We start from the raw sequence: 9,843 nt of genomic DNA on the forward strand, positions 1-9,843 counted from the left end.
GCGGCAAGACTCCCTGGATTTTCTGCGTCAGCAAAGGTGTTTCGCCCGCTTATGAAAACGATTACAAAGCCCCTGGCCCTGACGGCCGCCATCGCTCTGTCGCTGTCTGCCTCCGCGCTGGCCTCAACGCCCGCCATCGCTGGCGGTGCCTTTACCGTGCTGAGCCTGGAGAAGGCGCCCGACTACCTGGACGCCAAGGGCGTTGCCGCCCAGCTGCAGGCGCTGGACGTGGATGCGCTGACCATCGGCAACGTCGTGCGTCCGGCCGACACCATGGGCACCGCGCACGCCCCCGATCCGCTGGCGGCCCTGGCCGACCAGCTTGGCTACACCTACCGCTTCGTCAGCGCCGACCCGGCGGCGGCCGAACAGCGTGGCAGCATCGTGCTGTCGCGGCTGCCGGTGGAGGCCGAATCGGGCGTGGAAGCGCCGGGCCTGAATTACCTGCGGCTCAATGACGGCCGCCACGTGGTCGCGCTGTACACGCGTGCCAGCGTTGCCGACGCCGACGGCGTTGCGGTCAAGGCCCTGGTGGACAGCTCGCGGCTGGGCGCCCCGGCGGTGCTGCTGGGCGTCGATGCCGCCACCGCGATGGCGGCAGGGTTTGCCAAGGTCGCCAATGGCGCCGGCTACAGCCAGGGCTTCGAGGCGTCCGACAGCAAGGCGGTCAAGCTGCGCATCACAGACGATGCGGCTATTGCCGGCCAATTGCTGACCCTGGGCTACACCGCACCGGTGGGAGGCGACACGCCGTGGATGGACACGGGCCTGAGCGCGGATGCGCGCGCGGCGCTGCTGGTGGCCCGGATGACGGTGGACGAGAAATTCCAGATGCTGCACAGCTACTTCGGGCTGGGCAAGGACGGCGGGCCGCTGCCGGAAGGCGCGGTGGGGTCGGCCGGTTTCGTGCCCGGCGTGGCGAGGCTGGGCATTCCGGCGCAGCAGTCGGCCGACGCCGGCGTGGGCGTGACCAATCCGGGCGGCATCCGCAAGGGCGACCATGCCACGGCGATGCCGTCGGGCCCGTCCACCGCGTCGAGCTGGAACCCGAACATCGCGTTCGCCGGTGGCGCCACCATGGGCCGTGAGGCCTGGCAGCAGCGCTTCAACATCCTGCTCGCCGGCAGCGTCAACCTGCAGCGCGACCCGCGCAACGGCCGCAACTTCGAATATGCCGGCGAAGACCCGGTGCTGGCCGGTCGCCTGGTCGGCGAATCGATCCGCGGTGTGCAGAGCCAGCACGTGATCTCGACGATGAAGCACTTCGCGCTCAACGACATGGAGACCTCGCGCAACTTCCACAGCGCCGAAATCGGCGAGCAGGCCATGCGCGAGTCGGACCTGCTGGCGTTCGAGATCGCGCTGGACGCGGGCAAGCCCGGTTCGGTGATGTGCTCGTACAACCGCATCAACGGCATCTACGGCTGCGAACACGACTACCTGATGAACCAGGTGCTCAAGCAGGAATGGAAGTTCCCCGGCTTCGTGATGTCCGATTGGGGCGGCGTGCACAGCGGTTCGAAGGCGGCGTTGGCCGGTCTGGACCAGCAGTCGGCAGGCGAGGTGTTCGACAAGGCGGTGTACTTCGATGCACCGCTGCGCCTGGCCGTGGCCGGTGGCACGGTGCCGCAGGCACGGCTGGACGACATGGTGGCGCGGATCCTGCGCACGATGTTCGCGCACGGCAACTTCGACCTGCCGCCGCAGCACGTGCCGATCGATGACGCGGCCGGCTTCCTGGCGGCGCAGCGCACGGTGGAGGAGGGCAGCGTGCTGCTGCGCAATGCCGGCGACCTGCTGCCGCTGGGCAAGGACGTGCAGCGCATCGTGATCATCGGCGGGCATGCCGACAAGGGCGTGATCGGCGGGGGTGGTTCGTCGATGGTGGGCTGGACGGCCAAGGGCACCAACGCGGTGCCGGGCGTGCTGCCGACCACGTGGCCGGGCCCGGTGATCTTCCACCCGTCCTCGCCGCTGGAGGCGCTGCGCGCGGAACGGCCTGATGCAACGATCGAGTACGTGGACGGTCGCGATGTGGCTGCTGCGGCGCGCGCTGCCGCTGCGGCGGACGTGGCGATCGTGTTCGCCACGCAGTGGTCGGCCGAATCGGTCGATCTGCCGCACATGCAGCTGCCGGACAACCAGGACCGGCTGATCGCCGGGGTGGCCAAGGCCAATCCGAAGACGGTGGTGGTGCTGGAAACCAACGGCCCGGTGGAGCTGCCGTGGCTGCAGCAGGTGCCGGCGGTATTGCAGGCGTGGTACCCGGGCATCCGCGGCGGCGAAGGCATCGCGGCGTTGTTGACCGGCAAGGTCAATCCGTCCGGCCGCCTGCCGGTCACCTGGCCGGTGGATGCCAGCCAGCTGCCGCGTCCGCACGTGAACGGGCTGGGTTTCAATCCGAAGCAGAAGCCGGATGACACCATCGACTATGACATCGAAGGCGCCAACGTCGGCTACAAGTGGTTCGCGGCGAAGGGCCTGGTGCCGCAGTTCGCGTTCGGCCACGGGCTGTCCTACACGCAGTTCCAGTACGACAACCTGACCTACACGGGCATGGGCCAGCGCCTGGTGGCGACGGTCGACATCCGCAACACGGGCAAGGTGGCCGGTGCGGACGTGGCCCAGCTGTACCTGAAGATGCCGGAAGGCAGCACCACGCCGATCCGCCTGATCGGGTTCCAGAAGGTCACGCTGCAGCCGGGCGAATCGCGCCGGATCCGCATCGAAGCCGAACCCAAGGCCATGGCCAGCTTCGACACCGCCGACAAGCAGTGGAAGATCGCCGAGGGCCGTTACGAACTGCAGCTCTCGCGCTCGGCCAACGAGCCGCTGCAGACCACGCCGATGGTCTTGAGTGGTGGTGTGGTCAAGTGAGGTAAGCGGTGCAGGCGCGATGCGTGGGCGTCATGAGCGCTCACGCATCAAGGCGAGAAGCCTCGGGCTGCAGGTGCCTGCAGCTTGGCCAGCGGGTGTGGGTTTGCGGGTTCACGCATCTGGGCGGACAGCCGAGGGTTGATACATGGCCTGCTTTGGGCCGGCGGGTGTGGGTTTGCGGGACACGCCGTAAATCCATCCTTGGAGGCTTGTAGAAAACATCCATGTTTTCTACAGTCCCGCAAACCCACCCCCGCCGACCCTTCGACAGTTGGCTGGTGAGTCAGGGAAATCAAACGCAACTGCAACTGCAACTGCGTGCTTCGTTTTGGTCATGCGTTACCGCGCCGATGACCCATATCGGCAGTCGTTTGGGAACCGACCCTGCCGCTTTTTCTTTGAGCACCGACTCACTGTCAAAGGGTCGGCGGGGGTGGGTTGGCGGGGGTGTGAGCGGCATGGATGCCGCGACCAAGCCCCCATGGATGGGTTTACGGCGTCCCCCGCAAACCCGCCGCCGCCGGCCCAAGCCAGAGACATTCGCAGACCAAGGCTCTGAGCTCTTGGCTCTTGGCCTTGGGTTTTGGGCCTTGAGCCTTGAGCCTTAAGCTTCAGTACTTTGCAATGGAAGGCCGTTCGCGGCCAACCATCGGCACATATCGGTCGGGAAAGAACAGCGCTAGGCTGCGGAGGTTGGTCGCCATCACCTTGCCGGAGAGAGCCATGCGTGTCCGTGTCGTGCCTGTCGTGCTGTTGAGTCTCATGGTTGCCGCCAGCGTGTCCGCGCAGACCGCGCCCATGAAGCCGGATATTCCGGCCAAGGGCTTCGTGACGCCCACGGCGAACTTCGACTACGACAAGCGCGAGGTGATGATCCCCATGCGCGACGGCACCAAGCTCTATACGGTGATCGTGGTGCCAAAGGGCGCCCGCAACGCACCGATGCTGTTGACCCGCACCCCGTACGATGCCGCCAACCGCGCCAAGCGCATCGATTCGCCGCACATGCGCGACATCCTGCCGCAGGGCGACGAGGTCTTCGTCGATGCCGGCTATATCCGCGTCTTCCAGGATATTCGCGGCAAGTACGGTTCCGAAGGCGATTATGTGATGACCCGGCCGCTGCGCGGGCCGCTCAACAGCACCCAGGTCGACCATGCCACCGATGCGTGGGACACCATCGACTGGCTGGTCAAGCACGTGCCCGAGAGCAACGGCAAGGTCGGCATGCTCGGGTCGTCGTACGAGGGCTTCACCGTCGTGATGGCGCTGACCAACCCGCATCCGGCATTGAAGGTGGCCGCACCGCAGAGCCCCATGATCGACGGCTGGATGGGCGATGACTGGCTCAACTACGGCGCGTTCCGCCAGGTCAACTTCGGCTACTTCACCGGCCAGCTGGCCAAGCGCGGCAAGGGCCCGTCCATCCCCAGCGTGGGCTACGACGATTACACCACCTTCCTGCGCGCCGGTTCCGCCGGCGACTACGCCAAGGCCAACGGCCTGGATCAGCTGCCGTGGTGGCACAAGCTGATCGAGCACCCCGCCTATGACGCGTTCTGGCAGGAGCAGGCGCTGGATGCGCAGATGGCCAAGACCCCGCTGAAGGTGCCAACCCTGTGGCTGCAGGGCCTGTGGGACCAGGAAGACATGTGGGGCGCGGTGCACAGCTATGCGGCAATGGAGCCGCGTGACAGCAGCAATACCCTCAACTACCTCGTCATGGGGCCCTGGCGGCACAGCCAGGTCAATTACGATGGCAGCGCTCTGGGCGCACTGAAATTCGACGGCGATACCGCACTGCAGTTCCGCCGCGATGTGCTCAAACCGTTCTTCGACCAGTACCTCGTGGATGGCGCCGCCAAGGCCGACACGCCGCCGGTGCTGATCTACAACACCGGCGAAAATCACTGGGACCGCCTGCAGCAGTGGCCGCGCACCGCCGCGCAGACCCGGCCGCTGTACCTGCGTGCCGGTGGCAAGCTGTCGTTCGAGGCGCCGCAGCCGGGTGAGGCGACCTACGACGCCTATGTCTCCGATCCGGCCAAGCCGGTGCCGTTCGTGCCGCGGCCGGTGCGCTTCGCCGACCGCGACATGTGGACCAGCTGGTTGGTGAAGGACCAGCGTTTCGTGGATGGCCGCACCGATGTGCTCACGTTCGTGAGCGAACCGCTGACCGCGCCGCTGCGGATCGGTGGCGCGCCGCAGGTGAATCTGCAGGCGGCCACCAGTGGCAGCGACAGCGACTGGGTGGTGAAGCTGATCGACGTGTATCCCGACCAGGTGCCGTCCACCCCCGAGATGGGCGGCTACGAGCTGGCGGTGTCGATGGCGATCTTCCGCGGACGGTACCGCGAAAGCTTCAGCGACCCGAAGGCGATCACGCCGAACCAGGTGCTGGATTACCGGTTTGGCCTGCCGACCGCCAACCACGTCTTCCAGCCCGGCCACCGCGTGATGGTGCAGGTGCAGTCCAGCCTGTTCCCGCTGTACGACCGCAACCCGCAGACCTTCGTGCCCAACATCTACCTGGCCAAACCCGGCGATTACCAGAAGGCGACCCAGCAGGTGTGGCATGCACCGGCCAACGCATCGTTCATCTCGTTGCCGGTCTATTGAGCGGTAGCGCCGGCCGTTGGCCGGCGCCCCGCACACCGGGAAAGCCCGGCGCTACCGCGTGTCTGGCGGTCAGCCGGACACGCTGGGGTAATCGATGTAGCCCTTCGCGCCACCGCCATACAGCGTGTCCGGGTCCAGCTCGGACAGTGCCACGCCCAGCTGGAGGCGTTCGACCAGGTCCGGGTTGGCAATGAAGGCGCGGCCGAAGGCGATCATGTCGGCGTACCCCGACGCAATGGCCTGGGTGGCACTGTCCTTGTCATAGCCGTTGTTGGCGATCCACGCACCCTTGAACCTGGTCCGCAACGCGGCGTAGTCGAAGGGAATGTTGTCGCGCGGGCCGCCGGTCGCCCCTTCGATGACATGGATGAAGGCCAGGCCGCCAATGGCGTCGAGCCGTTCGACCGCGCGTTCGAACAGCGGCTGCGGCTGCGAATCGTGCGCGTCATTGGCCGGCGTCACCGGCGACAGGCGCACGCCGGTTCGATCGGCGCCGATCTCGGCGGCAATGGCGCGGACCACTTCGTCGAGCAGGCGCGTGCGGTTCTCGATGCTGCCACCGTACTCGTCGGTGCGCAGGTTGCTGCCGTCACGCAGGAACTGGTCGATCAGGTAACCGTTGGCGGCATGCACTTCCACCCCGTCGAAGCCGGCGGTAATCGCGTTGCGGGCCGCCTGGCGGAAGTCCTGGATCAGCCCGGGAATTTCGTCCAGGCGCAGCGCACGCGGTTCGGAGACGTCTTCAAAGCCCTTGGCCGTGAACGTCTTGCCGTTGGCGCGCAGCGCGCTCGGCGCCACCGGTACTTCGCCCTCGGGCAGCAGGCTGGTGTGCGAAATGCGGCCGACATGCCAGAGCTGCAGCACGATGCGGCCGCCGCGTGCGTGCACCGCGTCGGTGACCTTGCGCCAGGCATCGATCTGCGCCTGGCTGTAGATGCCCGGCGTGTCGAGATAGCCCTGGCCGAGCGGGCTGATCTGGGTGGCCTCGGCGATGATCAGGCCGGCGCTGGCGCGCTGCTCGTAATACTGGATGGCGAGCGGATTGGGCACGCGCCCTTCAATGGCGCGATTGCGCGTGAGCGGGGCCATCGCGATGCGGTTGCCGACCTCGATCGCGCCGAGCCGGGTGGGGGTGAACAACGTACCGTCAGTGGTCTGGGTCATGTGCATTGCCTTGGGGAAGGAAGTCGTGCGGGGGTACGACACCCAGCATAGGCCCGGGTGCGTTGCAGCGATGGGAAGCATTGTTGCGGGGCGCTGCGTGCACGTTGCGTAACGCATTCGAGGCGTAGGGTGGGATCACTCAAGCAGAGGCAAACGCAATGATTGATTACCAACTCAAGGGCAAGGTCGCCATCGTCACCGGTGGCGTCTCCGGCATCGGCCTGGCCGTGGCCGAACTGCTGGCCGACTCCGGTGCGGCGATCGCGGTGTGGGACCTGAAGGACGACGCCGTGCAGAAGACCGCCGAGGCCATCCGCGGACGCGGCGTGAAGGCGATCGGCATCGCGCTGGACGTCACCGACGAGCAGGCGGTGGAGGCGGCCGTGCAGCGCACCGTGCAGGAACTGGGCGGGCTGGATGTCGCGGTCAACAACGCCGGCATCGGCGGGCCGTCGGCGACCAGCGGCGACTATCCGGTGGACGGCTGGAAGCGCGTCATCGACGTGAACCTCAACAGCGTGTTCCTGTGCCAGCGTGCGCAGATCCAGGCGCTGCGCAAGGCGGGCAAGGGCGGCAGCATCATCAACATGGCCTCCATCCTGGGCCAGGTGGGCTTCGCCAATTCCGCCGCCTACGTGGCGGCCAAACATGGCGTGGTCGGACTGACCCAGACCGCCGCGTGGGAACACGCCAGCGACAACATCCGGATCAATGCGGTTGGCCCGGGCTTCATCGCCACGCCCCTGCTGGACAAGATGGACCCGGCGGTGCGCAAGGCGCTGGAAGCCAAGCACGCGCTCAACCGGCTCGGCAAGGCCGAGGAAGTGGCGGCACTGGTGGCCTGGCTGGCCAGCGCGGACGCGTCGTTCGCCACCGGCACCTACTACGCCATCGACGGCGGCTTCCTGGCGCAGTGATCGGCCCGGAGCGGGGACGACCCCGCTCCTGCACGCCGCGCTCACGCCGGACTTCACGGCGCTGCCACGACCATCACGCAACGCTTCGCGCATTGGCGAGGAGAAGTGGATGGGACTGGAACAAGATCTTTCGATCCTGCTGCGGATTGCCGCGGCGATGCTGTTCGGTGGCGTGCTGGGCCTTGAGCGCGAGCTGGGCAAGCACGCGGCGGGATTGCGCACGCATATGTTGATTGCGGGTGCAGCGGCCCTCATCGTCGGCCTGGGCGACAGCATTGCCGAGCACTTCCAGCAGGAACGCTATCGCGACCTGCTGCAGGTGGACCCGGTGCGCCTGATCGAAGCCGTGGTGGCGTGTGTCGGCTTCGTGGCGGCCGGTACGATCCTGCGCGGCAGCCGCGAGGACGAGGTGAGTGGCCTGACCACGGCCAGTTCATTGATCATGGCCGCCGCAATCGGTATCGCGGTCGGCATCGGGGAGTACGTGATCGCCATCGGCGTGAGCGTCATGTGTGTCGTGGTGCTGACGGTCTTCCGTCGGCTGTCCAAGAAACTGGAGTCGTCATGAGCACTCAACGCCCGTTCGAGATCCAACGTATCGACCATGTCGTGCTGCGCGTGCAGGACCTGGCGCGGTCGGTGGCGTTCTATCGTGACGTGCTGGGTTGCACGGTCGCGCGCGAGCGTCCGTCGTTGGGGATGGTGCACCTGCATGCCGGTGCGTCGATGATCGATCTGATCAGTGTGGACGGCTCGCTCGGCCAGCGCGGTGGGGCGGCAGCGGGTGCGCAGGGGCGCAACCTGGAACACTTGTGCCTGCGCGTGGAGCCGTTCGACGAGGGGCAGCTGCGCGAGCACCTGCAGATGCACGCGATTGCAGTAGAAGGGAAGGTGAGCAGCAACATGGGGGCGGAAGGGGACGGGCTTTCGCTCTACCTGCGCGACCCCGATGGCAATGCGGTGGAACTGAAGGGGCCGTCCAGCGCCTGCGGCTGCGGGTGACCGCAGGCCCGCTGCACCGGGGTAGATCTTTGGTCTAATGGGCGCGCCGCGTCTGTTTCCGCCATGGTTGGGCCATGATCATCTCTGCTTCCACCGATTACCGCGCCGCCGCACAGCGCCGGCTGCCACCGTTCCTGTTCCACTACATCGACGGCGGCGCGTACGCCGAACACACGCTGCGCCGCAACGTCGAGGACCTGGCCGACATCGCGCTGCGCCAGCGCATCCTGCGCAACATGTCCGACCTGAGCCTGGAGGCCGAGCTGCTTGGCGAGCGCATGGCCATGCCGGTGGCGCTGGCCCCGGTGGGGCTGACCGGCATGTATGCGCGGCGGGGCGAGGTGCAGGCGGCACGCGCCGCTGCCAGCCGGGGCATTCCGTTCACCCTGTCCACGGTGTCGGTGTGCCCCATCGAGGAAGTGGCGCCGGCCATCGACCGGCCGATGTGGTTCCAGCTGTATGTGCTCAAGGACCGCGGCTTCATGCGCGACGCGCTGGAGCGGGCCAAGGCGGCCGGGGTCACCACGCTGGTGTTCACCGTGGACATGCCGACACCGGGCGCACGCTACCGCGATGCGCATTCGGGCATGAGCGGCCCCAACGCCCCGCTGCGGCGCATGCTGCAGGCCGTCACGCACCCGGGCTGGGCCTGGGATGTGGGCGTGCGCGGGCGACCGCACGATCTGGGCAACATCTCCGCTTATCGGGGCAGTCCCACGGGCCTGGCCGACTACATCGGCTGGCTGGGCAGCAACTTCGACCCCTCCATTTCGTGGCAGGACCTGGAGTGGATCCGCGCGTTCTGGTCCGGGCCGATGGTGATCAAGGGCATCCTGGATGCCGAGGATGCGCGCGACGCGGTGCGCTTTGGCGCCGATGGCATCGTGGTGTCCAACCACGGCGGACGCCAGCTCGACGGGGTGTTGTCCACGGCACGCGCGCTGCCGGCCATTGCCGATGCGGTCAAGGGCGAGGTGGAGATCCTGGCCGACTCCGGCATCCGCAGCGGGCTGGACGTGGTGCGCATGCTGGCGCTGGGGGCCGACGGGGTCCTGCTCGGCCGTGCGTTCGTCTACGCGCTGGCCGCGCAGGGTGAAGCCGGCGTAGCCAACCTGCTCGATCTGATGGCGAAGGAAATGCGCGTGGCGATGACCCTCACCGGCGCCAGGACGCTGGCCGATATCAGCGCCGATTCACTGGCCAGCGAAATCCGCCGCGGGCATCTGGTGCCGTAGCGCCGGTCGGAGCGGCGGCGATCACGCCG

General features: G+C 67.2%; 7 protein-coding genes. 6 read left to right on the forward strand and 1 reads right to left on the reverse strand.

All coding sequences use genetic code 11. The annotated features are described in order from the left end of the window. Positions 1–51: 51 nt before the first annotated feature. Positions 52–2,877: a glycoside hydrolase family 3 C-terminal domain-containing protein gene (locus RT456_RS00305; protein WP_313340927.1), complete on the forward strand. Its 2,826-nt coding sequence runs from the start codon at positions 52–54 to the stop codon at positions 2,875–2,877. A gap of 723 nt (positions 2,878–3,600) precedes the next feature. Continuing rightward, positions 3,601–5,496, forward strand: a complete 1,896-nt coding sequence (locus RT456_RS00310; RefSeq protein WP_313340930.1) for a CocE/NonD family hydrolase — start codon at positions 3,601–3,603, stop codon at positions 5,494–5,496. Positions 5,497–5,565: 69 nt separating this feature from the next. On the opposite strand, the gene RT456_RS00315 is transcribed toward RT456_RS00310, so the two are convergent. Then, a complete protein-coding gene (locus RT456_RS00315; protein WP_313340933.1) occupies positions 5,566–6,660 on the reverse strand; it encodes an alkene reductase in 1,095 nt (364 codons plus the stop codon). A 158-nt stretch (positions 6,661–6,818) separates the two neighbouring features. Between RT456_RS00315 and RT456_RS00320 the strand changes: the two genes are divergently transcribed. From RT456_RS00320 to lldD, 4 genes are all read left to right on the forward strand, one after another. Further along, positions 6,819–7,577: an SDR family NAD(P)-dependent oxidoreductase gene (locus RT456_RS00320; RefSeq protein WP_313340936.1), complete on the forward strand. Its 759-nt coding sequence runs from the start codon at positions 6,819–6,821 to the stop codon at positions 7,575–7,577. Between the two features lie 109 nt (positions 7,578–7,686). Beyond that, positions 7,687–8,145 (forward strand): MgtC/SapB family protein, encoded by a 459-nt coding sequence (locus RT456_RS00325; RefSeq protein ID WP_313340938.1) that lies wholly within the window; start codon positions 7,687–7,689, stop codon positions 8,143–8,145. Then, on the forward strand, positions 8,142–8,579 hold the full coding sequence (locus tag RT456_RS00330) for a VOC family protein (RefSeq protein ID WP_313340941.1): 438 nt from the start codon (positions 8,142–8,144) through the stop codon (positions 8,577–8,579). Before RT456_RS00325 ends, RT456_RS00330 begins: the two co-directional genes overlap by 4 nt. Before the next feature lie 74 nt (positions 8,580–8,653). Continuing rightward, entirely contained in the window at positions 8,654–9,814 is a 1,161-nt protein-coding gene (gene lldD / locus RT456_RS00335; protein ID WP_313340943.1) for an FMN-dependent L-lactate dehydrogenase LldD, read from the forward strand. Positions 9,815–9,843 lie beyond the last annotated feature (29 nt).

The organism is Stenotrophomonas sp. (genome assembly GCF_032099025.1).
Taxonomy (GTDB): domain Bacteria; phylum Pseudomonadota; class Gammaproteobacteria; order Xanthomonadales; family Xanthomonadaceae; genus Stenotrophomonas.

Bases quoted from the DNA above. Each gene is read 5' to 3' on its own strand.
- lldD (WP_313340943.1), top strand. From the start codon at position 8,654: ATGATCATCTCTGCTTCCACCGATTACCGCGCCGCCGCACAGCGCCGG.
- RT456_RS00325 (WP_313340938.1), top strand. From the start codon at position 7,687: ATGGGACTGGAACAAGATCTTTCGATCCTGCTGCGGATTGCCGCGGCG.
- RT456_RS00320 (WP_313340936.1), top strand. From the start codon at position 6,819: ATGATTGATTACCAACTCAAGGGCAAGGTCGCCATCGTCACCGGTGGC.
- RT456_RS00305 (WP_313340927.1), top strand. From the start codon at position 52: ATGAAAACGATTACAAAGCCCCTGGCCCTGACGGCCGCCATCGCTCTG.
- RT456_RS00310 (WP_313340930.1), top strand. From the start codon at position 3,601: ATGCGTGTCCGTGTCGTGCCTGTCGTGCTGTTGAGTCTCATGGTTGCC.
- RT456_RS00315 (WP_313340933.1), bottom strand. From the start codon at position 6,660: ATGACCCAGACCACTGACGGTACGTTGTTCACCCCCACCCGGCTCGGC.
- RT456_RS00330 (WP_313340941.1), top strand. From the start codon at position 8,142: ATGAGCACTCAACGCCCGTTCGAGATCCAACGTATCGACCATGTCGTG.